20 protein-coding genes and 1 tRNA gene are annotated in these 25,479 nt (G+C 63.4%); 15 read left to right on the top strand and 6 right to left on the bottom strand.

Translation table 11 applies throughout. The features are described from left to right. The first annotated feature begins 156 nt into the window (after positions 1-156). Together JOF48_RS10465 and JOF48_RS10470 are read left to right on the top strand one after the other, a co-directional pair. The gene (locus JOF48_RS10465) at positions 157-1,608 is read left to right on the top strand and encodes a SpaH/EbpB family LPXTG-anchored major pilin (RefSeq protein WP_209680437.1); all 1,452 of its coding nucleotides are present in this window, start codon (positions 157-159) and stop codon (positions 1,606-1,608) included. A gap of 77 nt (positions 1,609-1,685) precedes the next feature. Continuing rightward, positions 1,686-2,579: a class C sortase gene (locus tag JOF48_RS10470; protein ID WP_209680446.1), complete on the top strand. Its 894-nt coding sequence runs from the start codon at positions 1,686-1,688 to the stop codon at positions 2,577-2,579. A gap of 212 nt (positions 2,580-2,791) precedes the next feature. Here JOF48_RS10470 and JOF48_RS10475 read toward each other — a convergent pair whose 3' ends face one another. From JOF48_RS10475 to JOF48_RS10485, 3 genes are all read right to left on the bottom strand, one after another. Then, complete coding sequence (locus JOF48_RS10475; RefSeq protein WP_209680447.1) at positions 2,792-3,817, bottom strand: 6-phosphofructokinase; 1,026 nt, start codon at positions 3,815-3,817, stop codon at positions 2,792-2,794. A 124-nt stretch (positions 3,818-3,941) separates the two neighbouring features. Next, positions 3,942-4,214: a hypothetical protein gene (locus JOF48_RS10480; protein WP_209680449.1), complete on the bottom strand. Its 273-nt coding sequence runs from the start codon at positions 4,212-4,214 to the stop codon at positions 3,942-3,944. Between the two features lie 65 nt (positions 4,215-4,279). Next, complete coding sequence (locus tag JOF48_RS10485) at positions 4,280-5,917, bottom strand: PspC domain-containing protein (RefSeq protein WP_209680451.1); 1,638 nt, start codon at positions 5,915-5,917, stop codon at positions 4,280-4,282. Positions 5,918-6,031: 114 nt separating this feature from the next. On the opposite strand from JOF48_RS10485, the gene JOF48_RS10490 reads away from it, so the two are divergent. After that, entirely contained in the window at positions 6,032-7,306 is a 1,275-nt protein-coding gene (locus JOF48_RS10490; RefSeq protein ID WP_209680453.1) for an ATP-binding protein, read from the top strand. Next, the gene (locus JOF48_RS10495) at positions 7,303-7,959 is read left to right on the top strand and encodes a LuxR C-terminal-related transcriptional regulator (RefSeq protein WP_209680455.1); all 657 of its coding nucleotides are present in this window, start codon (positions 7,303-7,305) and stop codon (positions 7,957-7,959) included. The genes JOF48_RS10490 and JOF48_RS10495 overlap by 4 nt, the downstream gene beginning before the upstream one ends. Before the next feature lie 126 nt (positions 7,960-8,085). Here the strand turns inward: JOF48_RS10495 and JOF48_RS10500 are convergent, their stop codons facing one another. Further along, complete coding sequence (locus JOF48_RS10500) at positions 8,086-9,321, bottom strand: pyridoxal phosphate-dependent aminotransferase (protein ID WP_209680457.1); 1,236 nt, start codon at positions 9,319-9,321, stop codon at positions 8,086-8,088. A gap of 257 nt (positions 9,322-9,578) precedes the next feature. Between JOF48_RS10500 and JOF48_RS10505 the strand changes: the two genes are divergently transcribed. The 9 genes from JOF48_RS10505 (at position 9,579) to rplL (ending at position 15,569) form a co-directional block, all read left to right on the top strand. Beyond that, a tRNA-Trp gene (locus JOF48_RS10505) sits at positions 9,579-9,651 on the top strand. A 119-nt stretch (positions 9,652-9,770) separates the two neighbouring features. Then, positions 9,771-10,061 (top strand): preprotein translocase subunit SecE, encoded by a 291-nt coding sequence (gene secE, locus JOF48_RS10510; RefSeq protein WP_203312207.1) that lies wholly within the window; start codon positions 9,771-9,773, stop codon positions 10,059-10,061. A gap of 89 nt (positions 10,062-10,150) precedes the next feature. After that, positions 10,151-10,915 (top strand): transcription termination/antitermination protein NusG, encoded by a 765-nt coding sequence (nusG, locus tag JOF48_RS10515; protein WP_209680459.1) that lies wholly within the window; start codon positions 10,151-10,153, stop codon positions 10,913-10,915. A gap of 127 nt (positions 10,916-11,042) precedes the next feature. Continuing rightward, a complete protein-coding gene (gene rplK / locus JOF48_RS10520; protein ID WP_209680461.1) occupies positions 11,043-11,474 on the top strand; it encodes a 50S ribosomal protein L11 in 432 nt (143 codons plus the stop codon). 161 nt (positions 11,475-11,635) lie between these two features. Then, positions 11,636-12,343 carry a 50S ribosomal protein L1 gene (gene rplA / locus JOF48_RS10525; protein WP_209680463.1) on the top strand — a complete coding sequence of 236 codons (708 nt, stop codon included), beginning with the start codon at positions 11,636-11,638 and terminating at the stop codon, positions 12,341-12,343. A gap of 155 nt (positions 12,344-12,498) precedes the next feature. After that, positions 12,499-13,062, top strand: a complete 564-nt coding sequence (locus JOF48_RS10530) for a GNAT family N-acetyltransferase (RefSeq protein ID WP_245346490.1) — start codon at positions 12,499-12,501, stop codon at positions 13,060-13,062. A gap of 18 nt (positions 13,063-13,080) precedes the next feature. After that, positions 13,081-14,154 carry a GNAT family N-acetyltransferase gene (locus JOF48_RS10535; RefSeq protein ID WP_209680467.1) on the top strand — a complete coding sequence of 358 codons (1,074 nt, stop codon included), beginning with the start codon at positions 13,081-13,083 and terminating at the stop codon, positions 14,152-14,154. Positions 14,155-14,496: 342 nt separating this feature from the next. After that, entirely contained in the window at positions 14,497-15,063 is a 567-nt protein-coding gene (gene rplJ / locus JOF48_RS10540; RefSeq protein ID WP_209680475.1) for a 50S ribosomal protein L10, read from the top strand. A 128-nt stretch (positions 15,064-15,191) separates the two neighbouring features. Then, a complete protein-coding gene (gene rplL / locus JOF48_RS10545) occupies positions 15,192-15,569 on the top strand; it encodes a 50S ribosomal protein L7/L12 (protein WP_209680478.1) in 378 nt (125 codons plus the stop codon). A gap of 103 nt (positions 15,570-15,672) precedes the next feature. Here the strand turns inward: rplL and JOF48_RS10550 are convergent, their stop codons facing one another. Together JOF48_RS10550 and JOF48_RS10555 are read right to left on the bottom strand one after the other, a co-directional pair. After that, the gene (locus JOF48_RS10550) at positions 15,673-16,152 is read right to left on the bottom strand and encodes an aminoacyl-tRNA deacylase (RefSeq protein WP_209680480.1); all 480 of its coding nucleotides are present in this window, start codon (positions 16,150-16,152) and stop codon (positions 15,673-15,675) included. Then, complete coding sequence (locus JOF48_RS10555; protein ID WP_209680481.1) at positions 16,149-17,348, bottom strand: acetyl-CoA C-acetyltransferase; 1,200 nt, start codon at positions 17,346-17,348, stop codon at positions 16,149-16,151. Before JOF48_RS10555 ends, JOF48_RS10550 begins: the two co-directional genes overlap by 4 nt. Positions 17,349-17,759: 411 nt before the next feature. Here JOF48_RS10555 and rpoB point away from each other — a divergent pair, with 411 nt between their 5' ends. Together rpoB and JOF48_RS10565 are read left to right on the top strand one after the other, a co-directional pair. Beyond that, positions 17,760-21,278: a DNA-directed RNA polymerase subunit beta gene (gene rpoB, locus JOF48_RS10560; RefSeq protein WP_209680484.1), complete on the top strand. Its 3,519-nt coding sequence runs from the start codon at positions 17,760-17,762 to the stop codon at positions 21,276-21,278. Between the two features lie 142 nt (positions 21,279-21,420). Continuing rightward, the gene (locus JOF48_RS10565) at positions 21,421-25,323 is read left to right on the top strand and encodes a DNA-directed RNA polymerase subunit beta' (RefSeq protein WP_209680486.1); all 3,903 of its coding nucleotides are present in this window, start codon (positions 21,421-21,423) and stop codon (positions 25,321-25,323) included. Positions 25,324-25,479 lie beyond the last annotated feature (156 nt).

A 25,479-nucleotide genomic window follows, 5' to 3' on the forward strand; every position in this document is an offset into this window, starting at 1 on the left:
GGCGGAGCCTTCCTGTTGCTGGCACTGCTGGTCACGGCCTGGATCTTGGCAAGGAGGGTCAGAGCAAACCGAGCATGACCTGGGGGACGGCATGACATGCCTCCACTGAACCAATATTTTCACTGATCGTCATTTACCACCGATAGGAATCATCACATGTCCACTGCAAGGACCCCGTTCAAGCGGCGCATCACGGCAGGGATCGGCATCGCCGCCCTGGCCACCTCAGCCCTCTTCGGAAGCATGCTCCCGGCCAACGCCGCCGACGTAGGAAACATCAATGCGGATACACCCACGTCACTGACCATCCACAAGCACGCGCAGCCGGCGGGCCCCGGGGCCGAGCACAACGGAACCGAGCTCGAAACCGCTCCTGATTCGGCAGGACTCGTGGGTGTCACTTTCAAGATCGAGAAAGTGACCAACATTGACCTCGCCAGCAGCGAAGGGTGGGCGGCCACGGTCGGTCTGACCCCGGAAGGTGTCAAAGACAGCCTGGAGTTTGTGGACGAAGCGCCCACGGGCGCCGGCGGCATCCTGACGTTCGACGGCCTACAGCAGGCTGTCTACCTGGTCACCGAGACGGGTGCAGGCGACAACAACGTCGCCTTCGCCGCCAAGCCGTTCCTGGTGACGCTGCCGCTGCCCAACAAGGAAGACAACACCTGGATCTACGACGTCCACGTGTACCCGAAGAACTCACTGGCTTCCATCACCAAGGACGTCAACGATTCCGCAGCCACCAGCCTCGGCGACACCGTCAACTGGAAAATTGCAGCCAAGGTCCCCAACAAGTCCGCTGACGCGCCCTTGACCAAGTTCGAAATCACCGACCAGCTTGACCCCCGCTTGACGTTCCAGAACGCCACCGCAACGCTGGCGTCGGGAACTGCCATCGTTGAACCCACCGACTACACGGTTGACGCTTCCAGCGGCACCGTCAAGGTCGTCTTCACCGCCGAGGGCCTGGCCAAGTTCGCAACAGATGAGACTGTCAACGTTGCCCTGGCCACCACGGTCACCACGCTCACCGGCGATTCAGGCATCATCACCAACAATGCCACGGTGTTCACGAATGAGAACTCCTTCACTTCCGACACGGCCCAGACCAACTGGGGCAAGGTCATCATCCGCAAGACCGATTCCGTGGACCAGACCAAGAACCTCAAGGGTGCAGAGTTCCAAATCTACGCAACTGAGGCCGACGCCAAGGCAGGGAACAACGCACTCTCCGTCACCTCCAACGGGGTCAAGTCCGCAGTCGCCACTTCGGGTGAAAACGGCATCGTCACCATCGACGGCCTGCGGGCAACCGTAAACGGCACCGACGAAGCCATCACCTACTGGCTGGTTGAGACCAAGGCACCCACCGGCTACACCATCTCCACAGACGCGAGCAAGACCAAGCCGCAGTCGTTCACGGTTGACAGCGCCATCGACACCACCGTTGACATCACCATCAAGAACGCCCAGACCCCGCCGTTCATGCTGCCGCTCACCGGTGGCTCCGGCACGGCCATGTTCATGATGGTTGGCCTTGGCATCCTGGCAGTCGCCGGCGGTGTGGCAATGCGCAAGCGCAGCACCCGCCGCACGTCGCAGGCCTAGCCGCCACCCGTTGTTCCCCGGCGGGGAACGCATTGCGCGTTTCCCGCCGGGCCCTCGATTTCAGGAACCTGCAACACATGGGACGACACTACAGCCGGGCTCCGGCCGGTCGAAAAAGCGGCCCCGGGGCCAGTGCACCTGCCTCGGTGGTGTTCATCGCCGTGCTTGTGCTGCTTGGTGTCAGCGTCCTCCTGTACCCGTCCGCTGCCAGCTGGTTTTCCGAAGTCCAGCAGTCGCGGGACCTGGACACCTACGGCAACAGCGTTGAAATCCTGGGACCGGTTGGCCGCAGCGAAGCCCTCGAGGCGGCGCGGGACTACAACAGGACACTGACCGGCGGGATCCTGCTTGACCCGTTCAGCCATGAACCGGCCGGGGAGCGCAGCAAGGCCGGAACGGATTACCGCAAGCAGCTTTCACTCAGTCCTGACGGGGTCATGGCCCGCTTGAACATACCCTCGATCGGGGCCGACCTGCCGGTCTTCCACGGCACCGACGACCTCACACTGCGCCGCGGCGTGGGGCACCTGTTCGGAACCGCCCTCCCGGTGGGCGGGGCAGGCACCCACGCCGTCCTGACCGGGCACTCGGGAATACCCGAATCGACCCTCTTCACCGATCTTGAAAAGGTCAAGGTGGGCCAGCAGATTTCCATGGAGGTCTACGGGGAAGTTCTGGCCTATACCGTCACCAGTGTTGAAACCATCTTGCTCACCGACACTGAATTGCTACGGCCGGTGCCGGGCAAGGACCTCATCTCGCTGATCACCTGTACCCCGATCGGTGTCAACACTCACCGTCTGGTGGTGACGGGCGAGCGCACCACGACCCCGTCGGAAGAAGCCGCAGAGAGACTGACGATGGAGGTGGGCTTCCCCTGGTGGGCGGCAGGCATGGGGGCAGCTGTCCTTGCCTCAGCCACCATTGTGTTCGTCGGCAGCCGCCGAGAACGTGCACGCAAAGACTCCTAGGACCTCCCCCAAGGTCCTGGGACCGTCCGGGCCTGCTGCGCCCCCAAGCCGCAGGACCGGGCAGCAATACAGAAAGGGACCCCGCCTTCCCCCGGCGCGGGTCCCTTTTTGGTGTCCGGCGTGGCCGGGCAAACCGGCGCGGATTGGGAAAACAGAATTAAGAAAAAACACCCCGCAGCACCAAGTTGCTGCGGGGTGTCATGAAACGTTGCTTAGCCGAAGAGGATCGCGGCCTCGTCGTAGCGGTGCTGCGGGACCGTCTTGAGGTTGCCAAGTGCCGCCTCGAAGGGAACGTGCTCAATTTCGGTGCCCTTGAGCGAGACCATGGTGCCCCAACGCTCCTCCACAACGGAGTCGACGGCGGCCATGCCCAGGCGGGTGGCCAGGACGCGGTCGAAGCTGGAGGGGACGCCGCCGCGCTGGATGTGGCCCAGGATGGTCGCGCGGGTTTCAATGCCGGTGCGGGCCTCGATCTCCGGGGCCAGCTGCTCGCCGATGCCGCCGAGGCGGGGACGGCCGAAGGTGTCCAGGCCGCGCTCGGAGTGGGCTGAGTCCTGGTGGTCCGGGACGAAGCCTTCGGCCACAACAACCAGCGGCGCGCGGCCGCGGTCGTGGGCTTCCTTCACCCATTCGACAATCTGGTCCATGCTGGTCTTCTGCTCGGGGATCAGCACGGCATGTGCGCCGGTGGCCATGCCAGCGTGCAGGGCGATCCAGCCCACGTGGCGGCCCATGACCTCCGCGATCATGCAGCGGTGGTGGGATTCGCCGGTGGTGCGCAGTCGGTCGATGGCCTCGGTGGCGATCTGCACTGCGGTGTCAAAGCCGAAGGTGTAGTCGGTGGCATCCAGGTCGTTGTCGACGGTCTTGGGCACGCCCACGATCTTGAGCCCGGCATCGGTGAGCCGGCGGGCGGCGGCCAGGGTGCCCTCGCCGCCGATCGCGATCAGGGCGTCAACGCCGAGGCGCTCCATGTGGGCCTTGATGACCTCCGGGCCGCCGTTGCCTTCAAAGGGGTTGGTGCGGGAGGTGCCCAGGATGGTGCCGCCCTGCTTGGAAATGCCGCGGACCATCTGGCGGGGCAGGTCCATGACATCGCCCTCAACCACGCCGCGCCAGCCGTCACGGAAGCCAACAAATTCATGGCCGTAGCTCTTGATGCCCTTGAGTACGATGCCGCGAATAACCGCGTTCAGTCCGGGGCAGTCGCCGCCGCTGGTGAGAATACCAATCTTCATGAGTATTTGGGTCCTTCGAGGGATGGAGTCAATGTGGATTGAGCGCATCATTGAGCTCCTCAAGAGATCATTCTAGACGTTCGTGTGATCTCGGCAACCCGATGCCCGGTCCGTGGACGTCCGGTTACTTGCGCTGCAACAGATTCACAGCCCCGCCGGCGACCATCGCAACCCCCGCGCCGAGCAGCAGCCACATGGCCGTTTGTGCGGCGTCGAGGTTTAGTCCGGCCTGGTTGACCACGATCACCAGAATGCCCAGGGCAACCACGACGGCGCCCCACACCATCGTGCCGACCCTGAGCGTATGCCCAGCTGGCCGGGTGGCCGGTTCCTGCCGTTCGGCGGCAGGGGTGCCGGGTGCGGCGTGGCTGTTGAACGGCTCAGTTGGATGTTCCATGAGATGCTCCAAGATTTCTGCTGGGGGGATGGCGGGGTCGCTGGCGGGTTCGTGTGCCGGGGCGCTCATTGCCCTGCCACCGTTTCAAAGTTGATGTTGCTGGCCACACCCTCCAGGGTGATCACCAGGCCGCTGCCGGTGGCCTTGGGGTTCAGCTCGGTCGTGCCCTGTTGGGCGAGTGCACCGCCGTCGTCCTTGCCGTTGATGGTGAGGGAGGCGGCTGCGATTTCGCTGTTGAGGGTCACGGGGAGGCTCGCCGGCACCTTGACGGTGACGTTTGAGGCGACGGACTTGATGGCAATGGCGACGTCCGTGTCCAGGGGAGTCTCGTCGTCGATCTTTGTGAGGTCAAGGGTGCCGTTGCTGAACACTACCGTCCGGCCCGCCTCGGCAGCTTCTGCGGTCAGCGGTGTCCAGGAGGTCTGGTTGACGGCGGAGAACGGTCCTGCCTGGGCGGGCAGGCTGGCCAGGCCGGCCACGATGAGCATGATGACCGAGGCGGTGCCCAGCCCGCCGGCCGTGCGGCCCAGGGCGCCGGCGGCCATGATGGCGGCGCCCGTGGTGATGGCGGCGGCCGCAGCGGCCACCCCGGCCTGGTAGCCGTGCAGGTCCAGGATGCCGGAGGCGTCCAGGATCAGTACTGCGGCGCCCACGATTGCAGCCAGCCCCAGGGCCAGCAGGCTTGCGGGTGCGCCGAGGCGGGGCTTGGGGTGCCGCGGCTTGACCATGGTCTGCGCTGCGGGCGTGTACGGTTGTGCCGCGTAGTTCGGTGGGGCGGCAGGTGCGGGACCGTTGCCGTAGCCCGGCATGGGGGCCTTGTCGTGAGCGCTGCCGGGGTTGCCGCTGCCGGACCATCCGGCCGGCTGGTTGGTGCCGGTGTCAGTTCCGGGGGTTCCGGCTCCGGGCTGCCAGTTCCAGCCGTACCAGGACTGGCCCGGGACGGATATGCTGCCCGCGCCCTGGGACGGGTTCTCCTGGCCCTTCTTGTCCAAGGTGACCCTGCCCTGGCCGGGAGCCTGGCCTGCGCTCTGCCCGGGGTTGTCCTTGCATGCATTGATCTTGTCCCGGTTGACGTACCAGTAGATGACGCCAACAATGCCGGCAACCCATACCAGCGGCCAGACGACCCAGCCGTCGTTGCCGCCGAATCCCGGTCCGGCCATGCCAAGGATGGACATGATGGTGGCACCTGTCATGCCGCCGGACCAGTTGCCGCGGCCCACTTCCTCAGCATGGATGCGTCCGTCGGGTTCGGGCAGGAGCGCCCAGGCCACGCCGTAGGCAAGGAGTCCCACGCCGAAGAAGAGGGTGAGAACCACGGCGGCGCCGCGGACGATCACGGGGTCGATTCCCCATTTGTCTGCGAGTCCGCTGCAGACGCCTCCCATCCACCGGTTGCTCCCGCGCCGGATTCCCAGGCCCCGCAGCCATTGGAAGAACCTGGCCGAATCACGGCCGGCCTGTGGCGGGGGAGCCGGGTAGCCGAAAGGCTGGCCGGGGTTGGGCATTCCGGATGCCGGCTGCTCTGTAAAAGGGAAGCCCGGGGCCGGCTGTTCCGGTGCTGGCTGTCCGGCGGCGGGCTGATGGGGTTCGGGCTGTGCCGGCTGGCCCGGCACGGCCGGCCCTTCGGATACGGGCTGCTCCGGTTTGCCCGGTTGTTCGGGCTGTTCCGGCTGGTCTGGGAGGTCATGGGAAGTGTTCATGGTTCAATCCTGCCGCCAGGCCAGGGCAGCAACCATCGGGGGTGACCCTGAATGAACCCTGAAGAACCCCCGGGAACCGCTGCGGGAGGGCCCTGGGCGTGTTTGGATTGAGTCATGAGCGCAAAGATGTACCGATCGCAGGACCGCATCATCGCCGGAGTGTGCGGCGGACTGGCCGAACACCTCGGGGTCAATGTGGGGGTGGTCCGCGCCATCATGATCGGCACAAGCTTCCTCTTCGGCGCCGGGCTCGTCTTTTATGGCTGGCTGTGGCTCCTGGTGCCCATGGCGGGGGAGCAGTCCGCGGAAGGCGGCAAGCTGCTCGACGCCGACGGGAACCCCCGGCTTGCCCTCTTTCGCCCAGCCCCGGGAGCCACCGCCGAGGCAGTGGCCGGAGGACAGCGCAGGCCTCTGTCCGTGGGGTTCCGGGAGGTGGCCGCCGGCGGGGCGCTGGTCATTGCCGCGGTGGTCATTTTTGGCCAGCAGCAGGGCTGGAATCTTCAGCTGGGAACACTGATCCCCCTATTGGTGATCGTCCTGGGCGCCGTCCTTGCCTGGATGCAGCTGGACGACACTCGGCGCATCGGGCTGCTCAGCGCCACCAAAATGAACACTCCCGTCTCGATGCTGCGCCTCGGCGGCGGGCTGGCCCTGGTCGTCACCGGCGTGATCGTCATCGTCGCCGGCTCCGGCTCGTGGACGCTTGTCTGGTCCTCCGTCGTTGCCGCCCTGGCCGTGCTGGCCGGAGTCGGCTTGGTGCTGGCCCCCTGGGCGCTGAAGTTCTGGCGGGAGTTCCAAAATGAACGGGCCGGTCGCATCCGCGAAACCGAGCGCGCCGAAATTGCGGCCCACTTGCACGATTCCGTGCTGCAGACGCTCGCCCTGATCCAGAAGAGCGCGAACTCTCCGGCGGACGTCACACGGTTGGCCCGGGCGCAGGAGCGGGAACTGCGGGAATGGATCTACCAGGACAATGAGCACGACGCCGGCGCCCTGGTCGAGCGGGTCAAGGCAGTCTGTGCCGAGGCCGAGGACCTGTACGGACAGGCAGTCGAGGTGGTTGCCGTGGGCGACGCCGAACTGAGCGATCGCGGAAACGCCCTGGTCCAGGCCGTCCGCGAGGCTGTCCTGAATGGCGTGCGCCACGGCGGCACCACCGTTTCGGTGTATGTGGAGGCCGGGCCCAAGGGCGTCGACGTGTTCATCAAGGACCGCGGCCCCGGCTTCGACGTGGATGCCGTTCCGGCGGACAGGCTGGGAGTCCGGGAGTCCGTCGTCGGGCGCATGCAGCGCAACGGCGGCACGGCTGAGATCATTAGTAGCGAAGACGGCACCGAGGTGCGCCTTCACCTGCCGAGCGAAACACCAGCCAGCGAGGACGCCAAGTGACCACATCTGCCACACCCATCAGGGTTGTCATTGTCGACGACCACGCGATTTTTCGTTCGGGCCTGAAGGCCGACCTTGCCCCGGACATCCACGTCCTGGCGGAGGCAGCCACGGTCGAGGAGGCCATTGCTGCCGTCACCGCGGCGGCGCCGGACGTCGTCCTGCTTGACGTGCACCTTCCCGGCGGGCGCGGCCAGGGCGGGCGCGAGGTCATCGCAGGGTGTGCGGGACTGCTCGGCACCACCAAGTTTTTGGCGCTCAGCGTCTCGGATTCGGCCGAGGACGTGGTGTCCGTCATCCGGGCCGGCGCTCGCGGTTACGTGACGAAGTCGATCTCCGGCGCCGAGATTTCTGACGCCGTCCGACGCGTGGCAGGAGGCGACGCCGTCTTCTCGCCACGGCTGGCAGGCTTTGTGCTGGACGCGTTCGGCACAGCCGAGGTGGCGGTGGAGGACGAGCTGGACAAGCTCTCCGCGCGCGAGCTGGAGGTCATGCGGCTCATCGCCCGCGGCTACTCCTACAAGGAAGTGGCGAAGGCGCTGTTCATCTCGATCAAGACCGTGGAGACCCACGTGTCGGCCGTGCTGCGCAAGCTGCAGCTGTCCTCGCGCCACGAACTTACCCGTTGGGCCGCCGACCGCCGCCTGTTGTAGGCGCGGAGGGACGAGTTCCACCAATCACGCACAGAAATGCCGCCGTTGGGAACAAATGCCATGGACCAAGCCATGGCATTTGTTGCGAAACGGCGGCATGTCCGCTCGGTGGCGCTTAAACGGCGGCTATGCCTTGGCGGAGCCCAGGAATTCCTGCAGCCGGCCGACGCCGACGGCCAGGTCGTCGTCGCCCAGGGCGTAGGACAGGCGGATGTAGCCGCTGGGGCCAAACGCCTCGCCCGGAACAACGGCAACCTCGGCCTTGTCCAGGATCAGGGCTGCCAGCTCCGCGGAAGTGGCCGGGCGGATGCCGCCGATCTCACGGCCCAGCAGGCCCCGGACATCCGCGTATGCGTAAAAGGCGCCGTGAGGGGTCGGGCATTCCACACCGTCGATCGAGTTCAGTGCCGAAACCATGGCCTTGCGGCGGCGGTCAAAGGCAACCTTCATCTCTTCAACAGCCGTCAACGGGCCGGACACGGCCGCCAGGGCCGCAATCTGGGACACATTGGCCACGTTCGAGGTGGCGTGGGACTGCATGTTGGTTGCCGCCTTGGCGACGTCCAACGGGGCGATCATCCAACCCACGCGCCAGCCTGTCATCGCGTAGGTCTTGGCGACGCCGTTGAGGACCACCACGCGGTCGCCCAGCTCGGGGACGGCGGTGGCAATCGAGGTGAAGGGCACGCCGTCGTAGGTCAGGTGCTCATAGATCTCATCCGTGATGACCCACAGGCCCTTGGCAGCGGCCCACAGGCCGATCTCGCGGACCTGCTCCGGGGTGTAGACGGCGCCGGTGGGGTTGGACGGGGACACGAACAGCAGCACCTTGGTGCGGGGCGTCAGTGCGGCCTCGAGCTGGTCGACCGTGACGAGGTAGCCCTGTTCCGGGCCGGCAAAGACCTCGACCGGGACGCCGCCGGCCAGGCGGATGGCCTCGGGATACGTGGTCCAGAAGGGCGTGGGCACAATGACTTCGTCGCCCGGATCCAGCAGCGTGGCGAAGGATTCGTAGACGGCCTGCTTGCCGCCGTTGGTTACCAGGACCTGGGCCGGGTCCACGGCGTAGCCGGAGTCACGCAGGGTCTTCTCGGCAATCGCACTGCGCAGTTCGGGCAGGCCGGCCGCGGGGGAGTAGCGGTGGTACTTGGGCTGGCGTGCGGCGGCAACGGCGGCCTCAACAATGTAATCGGGCGTGGGGAAGTCCGGCTCACCTGCGCCGAAGCCGATGACGGGGCGCCCGGCAGCCTTGAGGGCCTTGGCCTTGGCATCAACGGCGAGGGTGGCGGATTCGGCAATGGCGGCGATCCGTGCGGAAACGCGGCGGGCGGAGACTTGGTCAGCGCTCAGTTCGGCAGACATCAGGATTCTTTCTTCGAAGGCGGGAGGCCACAAACATGTGCATCGTCAAGGTCTACTTTAGGCGCATCGGAGCCCCGGTTCGACGAACCGGCTTAATGATGCGTAGAATGGATAACCGGTGTTCAGACACCATGATGGTTCACGCCTTGAAGTCGGTTTGAAAAGACCGCCCTTGAGACTGTAGGTTGTTCATGGTTATTTTCACCGAAGGGGATAATTTGGTCCGAAGCCCAGCGCTTCACACGGCCGGATTCCAAAGGGTAGTGGCGCAATTGGTAGCGCAGCGGTCTCCAAAACCGCAGGTTGCAGGTTCGAGTCCTGTCTGCCCTGCGCATGGATGTAGCGGGTGTAATGCACGTTTGATTTTGTGCAGGCCCACGCATTCAAGCGAATAGTTTGTACAACGCACGGCCCGAATCGTACGGACCTGCGGGCATCCCAACTAATTGATGAGTGAGGCACTGGTGACCGACACTGCGGCAAGCAGCTCCAAGGGCCCTGCCAAGAAGGCTTCCAAGCCCGGCAAGCCCGGCATCTTCAGCCGGATCGCCACCTTCCTTCGCCAGGTCATCGGCGAACTGAAGAAGGTTGTCACCCCCACTCGCAAAGAGTTGATCAACATGACCGCCGTTGTATTGGTGTTCGTTGTCATCGTGATGGGAATTGTTACTGTCCTGGATCTTGGGTTCGGCCGTGCCGTGCTTTGGGTCTTTGGCGGAAACATCAACATCGAGCAGTAAAACGCTCAACGTGGCCGACCCCGCCGAAGCAGTATGGCATGGGGTCGGTTTGAGCCATTTAAGAAACGCACAAGGAAAGCAGGAAATTCGTGTCTGAGCTGGAGCCCGAGGCAACACACAGTGAGCAGGACCAGGACACTGTGGTTGCTGATGCTGCCATCAATGCCGACCTTGATGCCGTTGCGGAAGATACTGCCGTAGCCGCGGAAGAGACAGCACCGGAAGCGGATGCAGCCCCCGCCGAGCCCGAGGTTGACCCGGCAGAGGAATTCAAGGCCAAGCTGCGCCGCCAGGAGGGTGACTGGTACGTCATCCACTCGTACGCAGGCTACGAAAACCGCGTCAAGGTCAACCTTGAGTCCCGCAGCCTGTCGCTGAACATGGAAGATTACATCTTCGAAGTCCAGGTCCCCATGGAAGAAGTCGTGGAGATCAAGAACGCGACCCGCAAGGTCGTCAACCGCGTGCGCATCCCCGGCTACGTGCTGGTCCGCATGGAACTGACGGACGCTTCGTGGGGCGTTGTGCGCCACACCCCCGGTGTCACCGGCTTCGTGGGCAACGCCCACAACCCCGTGCCGCTGCGCCTGGACGAAGTCTTCTCCATGCTCGCCCCGATCTTCGAGGAGCAGCAGGCCGAAGAGACCGGTGTTCCGCTGCGCCACGACCCCGTTGACGCAGAAATCGACTTTGAAATTGGCGAGGCAGTCATCGTCAAGGACGGTCCGTTCGAGGGCCTGTCCGCGTCGATCTCCGAGATCAACCCGCAGGCCGGCCAGCTCGTTGTGCTGGTCTCCATCTTCGAGCGTGAAACTCCCGTCACCCTCGCATTCAACCAGGTCACCAAGATCTAGTTGCCACAAGTTTCGTTCCGCAGGGGCTGGCTTAGCCCCCGCGAAACGTTCGGCCGGACGCCATCCGGCCACCCACCATGGACGCGCTCCGTCGTCCACGGAAAGATATTGAGAGAAGGACCCTACATTGGCTCCCAAGAAAAAGGTCACCGGCCTTATCAAGCTGCAGATCCAGGCAGGCGCCGCCAACCCGGCCCCGCCCATCGGTCCCGCACTTGGCCAGCACGGTGTCAACATCATGGAATTCTGCAAGGCGTACAACGCTGCAACGGAATCCCAGCGCGGAAACGTCATCCCCGTTGAAATCACGGTTTACGAAGACCGTTCATTCACCTTCATCACGAAGACCCCGCCGGCTGCCGAGCTCATCAAGAAGGCTGCAGGCGTTGCCAAGGGTTCAGCTACCCCGCACACCGTCAAGGTTGCCCAGCTGACCAAGGCACAGGTCAACGAGATCGCCACCCAGAAGATGGTTGACCTCAACGCAACCACCATCGAAGGCGCCGAGAAGATCATCGCCGGCACCGCCCGCTCCATGGGCATCACGGTCGAGGCCTAAGCCTTCACCCCCGCCGGTCGCTCAAGTCGTGACCAGCAACGCATTACCAATAAACATTAAGAACGACGCCGGACTTCTCACCTTGGGTGGGTGGCTGGCGGACGTAGTGGCAGGGCCCGCGCGGTCCTACATGACCACAACTGCACAAGGAGAAACGCAGCATGGCAAAGCGCAGTAAAGCATATGAGGCAGCTCAGGCGAAGATCGATGCGGACAGCACGTACGCACCCTTCGACGCCATCAAGCTCGCCAAGGAGACCAACCCCTCCAAGTTCGACGCCACCGTTGAGGTAGCCTTCCGCCTGGGTGTAGACCCCCGCAAGGCCGACCAGATGATCCGTGGCACGGTCAACCTGCCCCACGGCACCGGCAAGACCGCCCGCGTCCTGGTTTTCGCAACCGGTGAGCGTGCCGAGGCTGCAATCGCAGCCGGCGCCGACTTCGTTGGCACCGACGACCTGATCGAAAAGATCCAGGGCGGCTGGACCGACTTCGACGCAGCCGTTGCCACCCCTGACCTCATGGGCAAGGTTGGCCGTTTGGGTAAGGTTCTGGGTCCGCGTAACCTCATGCCGAACCCGAAGACCGGCACCGTCACCAACGACGTCGCCAAGGCTGTCAACGACATCAAGGGCGGCAAGATCGACTTCCGCGTCGACAAGCACTCCAACCTGCACTTCATCATCGGCAAGGTTTCCTTCGACGCCGTCAAGCTGGCTGAGAACTACTCGGCAGCCCTGGAAGAGGTGCTTCGTTTGAAGCCGTCCGCTTCCAAGGGCCGCTACCTGCAGAAGGCCACCGTCTCCACGACGTTCGGCCCCGGCATCTCGGTTGACCCCGCGGCAACCAAGGTTGTCATCGAGGATTAATTCCTCCATGTTTGTCTGAAAAAGGACCGTTGCAGCACTATGCTGCAACGGTCCTTTTCATTTGCCGGACCAAACCGCCAGCGCGGTGCTTTGTCCCGGTACGGGCTGTTTGTAAGCTGGGTGCATCAGGAAACCGCAGCCAAGGGAGCATGGGCATGGAAATTGTCATCCGGGACGCGCAACCCGGCGACTCCGCGGCGCTGGCGGTACTGGCGGCCGCAACCTTCCCCTTGGCCTGCCCTCCCGGATCGGCGGAGGCAGACATTGATGCCTTTATTGCCGAGCACCTCAACGAACGGGCCTTCGCCGGCTATCTCTCCGATCCTGCCAGGAAGCTGTTTGTTGCGGAAGCATCCGTCACATCGGGCATGGACCGCCTGCTGGCCTATAGCATGTTGGTGGACGCGACGCCGTCGGATATGGCAGTGGCAGCCGCCCTGGCTGCCATGCCGGCAGGGGCCAACGCGATTGAGCTGAGCAAATGCTATGCCCTTCCCGATGTGCACGGCCAGGGTGTCAGTGCCCGGCTCATGCAACACACCCTCAACTGGATATCCCGGCAGGGAGGGCGGACCGCCTGGCTTGGCGTCAACTCAGAGAACTTGAGGGCGCAGGCCTTCTACGGCAAGCACGGCTTTTCAGTGGCCGGAACGAAGACTTTTCAATTGGGGAACAGGGTCGAGCATGACTATGTCATGGTGCGGCCTGCGAAAAATTAGCAACGGGGTAGGGAAGCCATGAGCGAGACGACCATTGAACAGCTGCGGATTCCGGATTCGCTGGAAGGCGATGGGGCGGCCGACTTCCTGCAGGCCGTGGAGGTGTCCCGACAGGTCCGCATCCACACGTGGGGCAACGATGAGCTGGCCTACACGGCACAGGAGCTGTTCGAACAGTGCCACGACCCCTTCGAGTGGTACGTCGTGCTCGTGGGTCGCAGGGACGGGGTCATCGTGGGGAGGGCAGGCATTGCGCTGCCCTTGGACGACGACACAGACGAGGCGCACGTGACCCTCGACGTGCTGCCGGCCGCTGAGGGCATGGGGCTGGGACGAAGCCTGCTCGAGGCAGCCGAGTTGTTTATCAAGGGCGAGAACCGCAGGATTGCGGTGGTGGAGACGAACCACCCGGCGGCAGCGCTGGGTGACATCACGGCCGACCCCATCGCAGCCACCCACGGCACCGGGGTGCTGCCTTTGAGCAACCGGGAAGCCCGCTTTGCGTACAGCGCCGGCTACGACCTCGACCAGGTGGAACAGTTCAGTTCCTGTGCACTGCCGCTGGACGGGGAACTGGTTTCCTCGCTTGCGGCGCAGGCCGCCGCTGCTCACGGTTCCGCGTACACGGTGCACCAGTGGCTGGACCGGTGTCCGGATCGCTGGGCCGGGGAAATTGTCCGCCTTGAACAAGGACTCAGCCGCGGCGAGTCCGGGCAGGACTGGGATGTGGCCAAGTTGCGCCAGGCGGAGGAACTCTCCGCCGGTTCCGGCCGCAGGACCATTGTCACGGCCGCCGAGTGCGTGGAATCGGGGCGCCTGGTGGGCTTCACCTCCATTTCACTGCTGGTCCACAACACCGGCGTCGCCTTCCAGGACGACACCGTAGTTGAAGCGGAGCACAAGGGAAAGGCTGTGGGGCTGCTCATCAAGGTGGCCAACATGAGCCTTCTGATGGACCAGTTCCCGCAGGCAAAGACCATCTACACATGGAACGCTCCGGAGAGCTCTCACATGTTGGAAGTCAATGCGCTGTTGGGATTTGTCAGTGCAGGGGTGACCGGCCAGTGGCGCAAGGATTTTAACGCCCTGTAGTGCTTGTGCGCCTTCACACACCGCCCAATTTGTGATCCGCACGGACATTCCTGTAATCTGGAGGAACCAAAGACCGTCGGTCGATGGCAACCACCCCCAGTCTGGCGCCGCACCATGCGGATGTCCGTGTTGGAACCGGGCGGGTTGACATCCGAAAGTCCCAGCAGGGACGGCCAGCGCAGGTGCACAAAGCTTATTGAGCAGTGTTGAACCCGGCAATAGCCGCGGAACCGCTGTGAAAAACGCCCCGTACATCTGTGCGGGGCGTTTTTGTTTGTCCGGCCAGCTTGCTGGCAGGGCAGGACAAGGTGCAGACCGGCACCAATTCCCGGAAGGAGTGTTATGGCAACGCCAACAAAGGTGGCTGCAGTTGCAGAAATCACACAAGATTTCAACGATTCAACCGCAGCAGTCCTAACCGAATACCGTGGGCTCACCGTAGCTCAGCTCAAGGAGCTGCGCGTTTCTCTCGGCCAGGACACCAAGTTCGCGGTCGTAAAGAACACCCTGACTGCCATTGCGGCCAAGGAAGCTGGTGTTGATGCTTTCGAAGGTCAGCTCTCCGGCCCCACCGCCATTGCATTCATCAAGGGTGACGCTGTTGCAGCAGCAAAGAGCCTGACGGATTTTGCAAAGGCCAACAAGCAGCTGGTCATCAAGACTGGCATCTTCGAAGGCAAGGCTCTCGACGCTTCTGAGGTTGCAGCCCTGGCTGCCCTCGAGTCTCGCGAACTGCAGCTGGCCAAGGTCGCCGGCATCCTCAAGGCTCCGATGGCCGCCGCTGCGCGCACCCTCGACGCCCTGCGCCTGAAGCTGGCCGAAGGTGCTCCCGTTGAGGAAGCACCGGCCGCCGAGGAAGCTCCCGCTGAGGAAGCTCCCGCCGCTGAAGCCGAGACCACCGAAGCGTAGCGGACTGCGTCCATCGGACGCGTTTGCCCGCCGCTGGTCATCAGCACTTGTTTTTCCCTAGTTCCATCAGGACTTAGGTTTATAGATTCGGCCCCCACGGGGCCAAAGACACAGAAGGAGCGCCACTCATGGCTAAGCTCACCAACGACGAGCTGATTGCAGCTTTCAAGGAACTGACCATCATCGAGCTCTCCGAGTTCGTCAAGCTCTTCGAAGAGACCTTTGAAGTTACCGCTGCTGCTGTTGCAGTTGCAGGCCCCGCCGGTGGCGGCGCAGCTGAAGAAGCCGCAGAGCAGACTGAATTCGACGTTATCCTCGAAGCAGCCGGCGACAAGAAGATCGCAGTGATCAAGGAAGTTCGCGCAATCACTTCCCTGGGTCTGAAGGAAGCCAAGGAGGTCGTTGACTCGGCTCCCAAGGCCGTCCTCGAAGGCGCCACCAAGGAAGCTGCAGAGAAGGCAAAGGAAGCCCTCGAGGCTGCCGGCGCCACGGTTACCCTCAAGTAATCACCCCGCATTCCAAAAGAAGCCCCGCACCGGTTGGTGCGGGGCTTCTTTGCGTTCAGACACTCTTTGCGGCCGGACCAGCGGGCAGCGGAACGCTTGTGGACTATTCCGGCACCGAAATGTCGGCCACGGTGGCGCCGAACGCCGCGATAAGGGCGTCCGCCTCAACGAACATGCTGTAACCGTGCTCTCCTGCGCCCATGGCGACCCGGCGCCCGGGGATGCTTTCGTCAACGAAGACGGGCCACGCCGTCGTGCTTCCCAGGGGAGTGATGGTGCCGCGCTCATATCCGGTCGCGGCCAGTGCGACGTCAGCCTGCGGCATCTGCAGTTTGTTGACGCCCACCACGGCACGCAGCTTGGGCCAGGAGATGGAGCGCCCGCCCGGTACAAGGGCGAACAGGAATGTGCCGTCGCTGCGCTTGACCACCAGCGACTTCACAATGTCGGATGGAGTGATCCCCATGAGCGCAGCAGCCTCGCCGAGCGAGTTGGCGGCGTGCCGGGGAAATATCTCCACCGCGAGCCCTCGGGCGGCCGCGTCGGCGGCGACCCGGCCGTGCCCGGAAGGCTTCGTGCTCACTCCGCGTCCCGGAACAGCAGGAGCGCCTCGCCCTGGCCGCCGCCGCCGCACAGCGAGACGGCCGCCTTGCCGGAACCGCGCCGGCCAAGTTCCATGGCCGCCGTCAACGCCAGGCGCGCACCGGAGGCGCCGATCGGGTGGCCCAGGGCGATTGCGCCGCCGTGGATGTTGCACTTCTCCAGCGGGTAGTCCAGATCCCTCAGCGACTGCACGGCCACTGAGCCGAAGGCCTCGTTGATCTCGATGAAGTCCAAGTCCCCGACGGCCCACCCGGCCGTCTTCAGGGCCTTGGTGATGGCGTTGGAAGGCTGTGAATGCAGCGAATTGTCCGGCCCTGCCACCTGTCCCGGGGCGCCCACCACGGCCAGCCATGGCAGGCCGTGTTCCTCCGCATAGCCGCGCGAGGCGAGCACCAGCGCACTGGCACCGTCTGAGAGGGGAGAAGAATTGCCTGCGGTGATGGCGCCGTCGGCTGTGAAGGCAGGGCGCAGGCCCGCGAGGGTCTCCACAGTGGTGCCGGGGCGGATGCCTTCGTCCGCTGTGAGCACCAGGGCCTCGCCCTTGCGCTGCGGGACATGGACGGGCGTGATTTCGCTGTCAAAAATGGCGGCCTCGACGGCGGCTGCGGCGCGCTGGTGGGATGCGGCCGCCACCTCGTCCTGGGACGCACGGGAAATGTTGAGCCGAATGTTTCCACGTTCGGTGGACAGCCCCATGGAATCGGCGTCAAAGGCATCGGTCAGGCCGTCGTGGGCGGCAACGTCGAGGGCCTGGACGGCGCCGTAGGTCCAGCCCTGGCGCGAGCCGGGCAGAATGTGAGGGGCGCGGGTCATGGATTCCTGGCCGCCGGCCACCACTACGGACGCCTCACCGCTGCGGATGAGCCGGGCGGCGTCGATCACGGCCGTCAGCCCTGACAGGCAGACCTTGTTGACGGTCACGGCGGGGACGTCCCAGCCGATGCCCGCGCCGACGGCGCTCTGGCGGGCCGGGTTCTGGCCGGCACCCGCCTGCAGCACCTGGCCCATGATGACCTGGTTGATGTCGGCGGAGTCCACGCCGGAGCGGGTTACAGCCGCGGCAATGGCCTTGGCGCCCAGTTCGACGGCGGAAAAGGGCGCCAACTGTCCGTTGAGCCTGCCCTGCGGAGTGCGGGCCCCTGCAAGAATTACCACATCATTTGCTTGTGCCGTCATGGCTGAGCTGCTCCTTGAAATTCATGCCGTCCGGCTCCTCGTTGAACCGACGGTCCCTCTTCATAGAATCTAACAGCTTTGACTGGCAGGAAATTTCTTGAAGCGCCCAAATCCGCAGGAATCCGCGGGTGTTGGATCAATACTTGCAGTTTTCTGGATCCTGGGGTAGACACGCGGGCACTTAAGGCTGTAGTGTAGTTCTTTGCGTATCCCTCTTAACCTTCAGCCTTCATATAGCGGTGGGCTTTGTCTAGGTCAAGAGTCACGGACAGCATGCACAACGGGACGGCACCGCCGAACCCGGATGCAACTGCCACGGCTTTTGACCAGCGTTCGTCCGGGTTTGATGACCTGGGACGGATCGGGTGGGGGTCGCATGAACAAGCCTGCAGGTCTGTGGAAGGATCCCTCTTGGTCGCCTCGAGCACCTCTAATGTAAATAACGCTGCAACCGCTATCGATTCAAACAGCACTGACGGTGCAAAGAGTCGCCTCTCATTCGCAAAGATTCACGAGCCGCTTGACGTGCCGAATCTGCTTGCCCTCCAGACCGAGAGCTTTGACTGGCTCGTAGGCAACGAGCGCTGGCAGAACCGCATGCAGAAGGCCGTGGATGCCGACGATGACAGTGTGGCCGTCACCTTTGGTCTGGCCGACATCTTCGAAGAAATCTCCCCGATTGAGGACTTCCAGGGCACCATGTCCCTGTCCTTCGCCGAGCCGGAATTCTCTGACCCGAAGTTCACCGTTGACGAGTGCAAGGACCGCGACGCCACGTACGCGGCACCGCTGTACGTCAAGGCCGAGTTCATGAACAACTTGACCGGTGAAATCAAGCAACAGACTGTGTTCATGGGTGATTTCCCGCTCATGACCAACAAGGGCACCTTCGTCATCAACGGCACCGAGCGTGTTGTTGTCTCCCAGCTGGTCCGTTCCCCGGGCGCCTACTTTGAGCGCACCGCGGACAAGACCAGTGACAAGGAAATCTTCACTGCCAAGATCATCCCCTCACGTGGTGCATGGTTCGAGCTGGAGATTGACAAGCGCGACCAGGTTGGCGTGCGCCTTGACCGCAAGCGCAAGCAGTCGGTCACCGTGCTGCTGAAGGCCCTCGGCTGGACCGAAGGCCAGATCCTGGAGGAGTTCGGCGAGTTTGACTCCATCCGTGCCACCTTGGAAAAGGATGCCACCACCGGCCGTGAAGATGCGCTGCTGGACATCTACCGCAAGCTTCGTCCGGGCGAGCCGCCGACCGTTGACGCCGCCGATGCGCTGTTGAACAACTTGTACTTCAACCCCAAGCGCTACGATCTGGCCAAGGTTGGCCGTTACAAGATCAACCGCAAGCTCGGCATCGACCTGCCGTTGAGCGATGAGAACGCCTCGGTCCTGAGCGTGGACGACATCGTCGCCATGATCAAGTACCTGGTGACGCTGCACGCCGGCGGCAAGACCACCAAGGGCATGCGCGACGGCGCCGAGGTTGACCTTCGCGTTGACGTCGACGACATCGACCACTTCGGCAACCGCCGCATCCGCGCCGTCGGCGAGCTCATCGAGAACCAGGTCCGCACCGGCCTGTCCCGCATGGAGCGCGTCGTCCGCGAACGCATGACCACGCAGGATGTCGAAGCGATCACGCCGCAGACCCTGATCAACATCCGCCCCGTTGTGGCTGCCATCAAGGAGTTCTTCGGAACGTCCCAGCTGTCACAGTTCATGGACCAGAACAACCCGCTGGCCGGTTTGACGCACAAGCGCCGCCTCTCCGCGCTGGGCCCGGGCGGTCTCTCCCGTGACCGTGCAGGCATGGAAGTCCGTGACGTTCATCCGTCCCACTACGGCCGCATGTGCCCCATTGAAACCCCTGAAGGCCCCAACATTGGTCTGATCGGTTCCTTGGCTTCCTACGGCCGCATCAACCCCTTCGGCTTCATCGAGACCCCGTACCGACGGGTCAAGGGTGGCGTTGTCTCCGACGAGGTCGACTACCTCACGGCAGATGACGAAGTTGAGGTTGTGATCGCCCAGGCCAACGCGCCGCTGGACGACAACAACCACTTCACCGAGGAAATGGTGCTCGTTCGTGAGCGCGGCGGTGGCGGCGAGCCCGTCCTGATCCCGGCCAACGATGTCGAGTACATGGACGTTTCTCCGCGCCAGATGGTGTCTGTGGCAACCGCCCTGATTCCGTTCCTCGAGCACGATGACGCCAACCGCGCCCTCATGGGTGCGAACATGCAGCGCCAGGCTGTGCCGCTGGTCCAGTCCGAGGCCCCCTTCGTGGGCACCGGCATGGAGCGCGCCACTGCTGTTGACGCCGGTGACGTTGTCATCGCCGCCAAGGCCGGCGTCGTGTCGGAAGTTTCCGCAGACCTCGTGGTCATGCTGAACGACGACGGCACGGAGATCAAGTACCCGATCGCCAAGTACCAGCGTTCCAACCAGGGAACGGCCTACAACCAGCGCGTCCTCGCCTCCGAGGGCCAGCGCCTGGAAGTTGGCGGCATCATCGCCGACGGCCCGGCAACGGACCTGGGCGAACTCGCCCTGGGCAAGAACCTCCTGGTTGCCTTCATGTCCTGGGAAGGGCACAACTACGAGGATGCCATCATCCTCTCGCAGCGCATTGTTGCCGAAGATGTGCTGTCCTCGATCCACATTGAAGAGCATGAGATCGACGCACGCGACACCAAGCTCGGTGCCGAGGAAATCACTCGGGACATCCCGAACGTTTCCGAGGAAATCCTGGCGGGTCTCGACGAGCGCGGCATCATCCACATCGGTGCTGAAGTTGAAGCCGGCGACATCCTGGTTGGAAAGGTCACGCCCAAGGGCGAGACCGAGCTGACCCCGGAAGAGCGCCTGCTGCGCGCCATCTTCGGTGAGAAGAGCCGCGAAGTCCGCGACACCTCCCTGAAGGTTCCCCACGGCGAGTCCGGCACCGTCATCGGTGTGCGCGTCTTCGACCGCGACTCCGAAGACGACCTGCCCCCCGGCGTCAACCAGCTGGTTCGCGTCTACGTTGCCAACAAGCGCAAGATCACCGACGGTGACAAGCTTGCCGGCCGCCACGGCAACAAGGGCGTCATCTCCAAGATCCTCCCGATCGAAGACATGCCGTTCCTTGCCGACGGAACCCCGGTTGACATCGTCCTGAACCCGCTGGGTGTTCCGGGTCGAATGAACGTCGGCCAGGTCCTGGAAACCCACCTCGGCTGGGTTGCCAAGACGGGCTGGAAGATCGAAGGCGAGCCTGAGTGGGTCAAGAACCTGCCGAACCTGCCCCGTGAAATCGGCCAGACCCGCGTTGCCACGCCGGTGTTCGACGGTGCCCGTGAAGAAGAAATCACCGGCCTGCTCGACTCCACCAACGTGACCCGCGACGGCGACCGCCTGATCGACTCCTCCGGTAAGACCATGCTGTTTGACGGCCGCTCCGGCGAGCCGTTCCCGGACCCGATCTCCGTTGGCTACATGTACATCTTGAAGCTCCACCACTTGGTGGACGACAAGATCCACGCCCGCTCCACGGGCCCGTACTCCATGATCACCCAGCAGCCCCTGGGCGGTAAGGCGCAGTTCGGTGGACAGCGCTTTGGTGAGATGGAAGTTTGGGCACTTGAGGCCTACGGCGCGGCGTACACGCTGCAGGAACTGCTGACGATCAAGTCCGATGACATCCATGGCCGCGTGAAGGTTTACGAAGCCATCGTCAAGGGCGAGAACATCCCGGAGCCCGGTATTCCGGAATCCTTCAAGGTTCTCATCAAGGAAATGCAGTCGCTTTGCCTGAACGTGGAAGTCCTTTCCACCGACGGCACCACGATTGAGATGCGTGACTCGGATGAAGAAGTCTTCCGGGCCGCGGAGGAGCTGGGCATCGACCTGTCACGGGCCGAACCCAACTCTGTCGAAGAAGTTTAGGCGGGACGACGGCGGCAGCCAGCGCCGCCGCCGTCGCACCTTCCACTTCCTCCCGTACCCCGGGGCCTGGGGTCGAGCACAACCCGACCCCAGGCCTGTAGAGACATTCAGACTTTAGAGAAATAGAGAGAACAGGACCCATATGTCCAGCGAATCCTCCTTCGGCCTCATGCAAATTGGCCTGGCCACCGCGGAAGACATCCGCGATTGGTCGCACGGCGAAGTCAAGAAGCCGGAAACTATCAACTACCGCACGCTCAAGCCGGAAAAAGACGGACTCTTCTGCGAGAAGATCTTCGGCCCGTCCCGCGACTGGGAATGCTACTGCGGCAAGTACAAGCGCGTGCGCTTCAAGGGCATCATCTGTGAGCGTTGTGGCGTTGAAGTCACCCGCGCCAAGGTGCGCCGCGAGCGCATGGGCCACATCGAGCTTGCTGCTCCCGTAACCCACATCTGGTACTTCAAGGGCGTCCCCTCGCGCTTGGGCTACCTGCTGGACCTGGCGCCGAAGGACCTCGAAAAGGTCATCTACTTCGCCGCCTACATGATCACCAGCGTTGACGCGGACGCCCGCCACGAAGAACTGCCGAACCTCCAGATCGAGCATGACCTGGAAAAGAAGCAGATGGTGGACACCCGCGACTCCGACATCGCCACGATCGCCCGCGACCTCGAGGGCGAGCTTGCCCGTCTCGAGGGCGAAGGTGCCAAGGCTGCCGACAAGAAGAAGGCCCGCGACTCCGCCGACCGCCAGATGGCGAACGTGCGCAAGCGTGCCGACGCCGACATCGACCGCCTCGAGCAGGTCTGGGACCGTTTCAAGTCACTCAAGGTCGCCGACCTTGAAGGCGACGAAGCCCTGTACCGCGAACTGCGTGACCGTTACGGCATGTTCTTCGAAGGTGCCATGGGTGCCGAAGCCATCAAGAGCCGTCTCGAGACCTTCGACATGGCCGGCGAAGCCGAGATCCTGCGCGACATCATTGCCAACGGCAAGGGCCAGCGCAAGACTCGTGCACTCAAGCGCCTGAAGGTTGTCAACGCGTTCCTGACCACCAACAACAGCCCGCTTGGCATGGTTCTGGATGCCGTCCCGGTGATCCCGCCGGAACTGCGCCCCATGGTTCAGCTCGACGGTGGCCGTTTCGCCACCTCGGACCTGAACGACCTCTACCGCCGCGTGATCAACCGCAACAACCGTCTCAAGCGCCTGCTTGACCTGGGTGCTCCGGAGATCATCGTCAACAACGAAAAGCGCATGCTGCAGGAAGCTGTGGACTCGCTGTTCGACAACGGCCGCCGCGGCCGCCCGGTCACCGGGCCGGGCAACCGCCCGCTGAAGTCGCTCTCTGACATGCTCAAGGGCAAGCAGGGTCGATTCCGCCAGAACCTCCTCGGCAAGCGTGTCGACTACTCCGGCCGTTCGGTCATTGTTGTCGGTCCGCAGCTGAAGCTGCACCAGTGCGGCCTGCCCAAGCAGATGGCCCTGGAGCTCTTCAAGCCGTTCGTGATGAAGCGCCTGGTTGACCTCAACCACGCTCAGAACATCAAGAGCGCCAAGCGCATGGTTGAGCGTTTCCGCCCGCAGGTTTGGGATGTTCTTGAAGAGATCATCACCGAGCACCCTGTGCTGCTGAACCGTGCACCTACCCTGCACCGCTTGGGCATCCAGGCGTTCGAGCCGCAGCTTGTTGAAGGCAAGGCCATCCAGCTTCACCCGCTGGTTTGTGGCGCCTTCAACGCTGACTTCGACGGTGACCAGATGGCAGTTCACCTGCCGCTGAGCCCCGAGGCCCAGGCTGAGGCACGCATCCTGATGCTGTCCTCGAACAACATCCTGAAGCCGTCCGACGGCCGCCCGGTCACCCTGCCTTCGCAGGATATGATCATCGGCCTGTACCACCTGACCACCAAGCGTGAAGGTTCGGTGGGTGAGGGCCGTGTGTTCTCCACCCCGGCTGAGGCTGTCATGGCGTTCGACGCCGGTGAGCTGCACTTGAACTCACAGGTCAAGATCCGCTTGGACAACTTCGTGCCCGGTGCAGAGCGTCCCGGTCCGGAAGGCTACGAGGCTGGCGATTCCGCCATCATCGACACCTCACTGGGCCAGGTGCTCTTCAACGACACCCTGCCTGCCGACTACCCCTGGGTTGAAGCAGTTGCAGACAAGGGCCAGCTCTCGGAGATCGTCAACGACCTCGCCGAGCGCTACCCCAAGGTCGTTGTGGCAGCAACGCTGGACAACCTGAAGGATGCCGGTTTCTACTGGGCAACCCGCTCAGGCATCACCGTTGCCATCTCCGACATTGAGGTCCCTGCCGAGAAGCCCGCCATCCTGGAGGGCTACGAAGTCAAGGCCGCCAAGGTCCAGGCCCAGTACGACAAGGGCTTGATTGCTGACGACGAGCGCCGCCAGGAGCTCATCGACATCTGGAACCAGGCAACCAACGAGATCGCCGATGTCATGCGCGCCTCCTTCGCCGCATCCAACACCATTAACCGGATGGTTTCTTCCGGTGCACGTGGTAACTGGATGCAGGTTCGCCAGATTGCGGGTATCCGCGGCCTGGTGGCCAACCCGAAGGGTGAAATTATCCCCCGTCCCATCAAGTCCTCCTACCGTGAGGGCCTGTCGGTTCTGGAATACTTCATCGCCACGCACGGTGCTCGTAAGGGTCTGGCCGATACGGCCCTCCGTACGGCAAACTCCGGTTACCTGACCCGCCGCCTTGTGGACGTCTCACAGGATGTCATTGTTCGTGAAGACGACTGTGGCACCGAGCGCGGCCTGACCCTGCCCATCGCAGTGGTCACGGACTCCGGCGAGATCGTCCTGCACGAAGAGGTTGAGAACAGCGTTTACGCTCGTACCTTGGCCGCTGAAGTTGTGGACGCATCAGGCACCGTTCTGGCTGAAGCCGGCGACGATGTTGGCGATGTCCTCATTGCCAAGCTGTTCGCAGCAGGCATCGAAGAGATCAAGGTCCGCTCGGTCCTCACTTGTGAGTCAACCGTTGGAACCTGTGCACTTTGCTACGGCCGTTCACTGGCCACCGGCAAGACCGTGGACATCGGTGAGGCCGTGGGCATTATTGCTGCACAGTCCATTGGTGAGCCCGGCACGCAGCTGACCATGCGTACCTTCCACACCGGTGGTGCTGTTTCCGCCAGCCGTGGCGAGGACATCACCCAGGGTCTGCCCCGTATCCAGGAGCTCTTCGAAGCACGTACCCCCAAGGGTGTGGCTCCGATCGCAGAAGCTGCCGGCCGCATCAACATTGATGAGTCCGAGAAGACCATGCGTTTGATCCTGACCCCGGACGACGGCACGGAAGAGATCGCTTACCCGGTTCTGCGACGCGCCCGCCTGCAGGTTGCTGACGGCGAGCACGTTGAAGTTGGCCAGAAGCTCATTGTGGGTGCTGTTGACCCCAAGCAGGTTCTGCGTATCCTCGGCCCGCGCGCCGCTCAGAAGCACCTCGTTGAGGAAGTTCAGGGCGTTTACCGCAGCCAGGGTGTGGGTATCCACGACAAGCACGTCGAGGTTATCGTCCGCCAGATGCTGCGTCGCGTCACTGTCATTGAGTCCGGCGATTCAAACCTGCTGCCCGGCGAGCTCGCCGAGCGCGGCCGCTTCGAGACGGAAAACCGTCGCGTCGTGTCCGAGGGCAAGAAGCCGGCATCGGGCCGTAACGAGCTGATGGGTATCACCAAGGCTTCCTTGGCCACCGAATCATGGCTCTCCGCCGCATCCTTCCAGGAGACCACCCGCGTTCTGACGCAGGCGGCCATGGAAGGCAAGTCGGACCCGCTGCTGGGTCTGAAGGAGAACGTGATCATCGGTAAGCTGATCCCCGCCGGCACCGGCCTTCCGCGCTACACCAATGTAACGGTGGAGCCCACGGAAGAAGCCAAGGCCAACCTGTTCACCGGTCCGAGCGCGTTCAGCGACTTCGACTACGTGGGCGGCGTGGGAGACCTCGGCAACGAGTTCCGTGCCATCCCCCTGGATGACTACGATCTCGGCACCAACTTCTCCGGCTAGCATTTAGCCAACTGAAGTTCGACGGCGGTTGGTGGGTTCCAAACGGAACTCACCAGCCGCCGTCGTCCGTTAACAACCCCCTCGCAGCAATGGCCGGTTATTCCCTGACGCCATCGCAGCAATGGCTGGTTTCCTCGCAACCCTGTCGCAGCAGTG

The sequence above is a fragment of the Arthrobacter stackebrandtii genome (genome assembly GCF_017876675.1).
Classification (GTDB): Bacteria; Actinomycetota; Actinomycetes; order Actinomycetales; family Micrococcaceae; genus Specibacter; species Specibacter stackebrandtii.

Excerpts from the sequence above, each read along its gene's own strand:
- JOF48_RS10465 (WP_209680437.1), top strand. The coding sequence starts at position 157 with ATGTCCACTGCAAGGACCCCGTTCAAGCGGCGCATCACGGCAGGGATC.
- JOF48_RS10470 (WP_209680446.1), top strand. The coding sequence starts at position 1,686 with ATGGGACGACACTACAGCCGGGCTCCGGCCGGTCGAAAAAGCGGCCCC.
- JOF48_RS10475 (WP_209680447.1), bottom strand. The coding sequence starts at position 3,817 with ATGAAGATTGGTATTCTCACCAGCGGCGGCGACTGCCCCGGACTGAAC.
- JOF48_RS10480 (WP_209680449.1), bottom strand. The coding sequence starts at position 4,214 with ATGGAACATCCAACTGAGCCGTTCAACAGCCACGCCGCACCCGGCACC.
- JOF48_RS10485 (WP_209680451.1), bottom strand. The coding sequence starts at position 5,917 with ATGAACACTTCCCATGACCTCCCAGACCAGCCGGAACAGCCCGAACAA.
- JOF48_RS10490 (WP_209680453.1), top strand. The coding sequence starts at position 6,032 with ATGAGCGCAAAGATGTACCGATCGCAGGACCGCATCATCGCCGGAGTG.
- JOF48_RS10500 (WP_209680457.1), bottom strand. The coding sequence starts at position 9,321 with ATGTCTGCCGAACTGAGCGCTGACCAAGTCTCCGCCCGCCGCGTTTCC.
- secE (WP_203312207.1), top strand. The coding sequence starts at position 9,771 with ATGAGTGAGGCACTGGTGACCGACACTGCGGCAAGCAGCTCCAAGGGC.
- rplA (WP_209680463.1), top strand. The coding sequence starts at position 11,636 with ATGGCAAAGCGCAGTAAAGCATATGAGGCAGCTCAGGCGAAGATCGAT.
- JOF48_RS10530 (WP_245346490.1), top strand. The coding sequence starts at position 12,499 with ATGGAAATTGTCATCCGGGACGCGCAACCCGGCGACTCCGCGGCGCTG.
- JOF48_RS10535 (WP_209680467.1), top strand. The coding sequence starts at position 13,081 with ATGAGCGAGACGACCATTGAACAGCTGCGGATTCCGGATTCGCTGGAA.
- rplJ (WP_209680475.1), top strand. The coding sequence starts at position 14,497 with ATGGCAACGCCAACAAAGGTGGCTGCAGTTGCAGAAATCACACAAGAT.
- rplL (WP_209680478.1), top strand. The coding sequence starts at position 15,192 with ATGGCTAAGCTCACCAACGACGAGCTGATTGCAGCTTTCAAGGAACTG.
- JOF48_RS10555 (WP_209680481.1), bottom strand. The coding sequence starts at position 17,348 with ATGACGGCACAAGCAAATGATGTGGTAATTCTTGCAGGGGCCCGCACT.
- JOF48_RS10565 (WP_209680486.1), top strand. The coding sequence starts at position 21,421 with ATGTCCAGCGAATCCTCCTTCGGCCTCATGCAAATTGGCCTGGCCACC.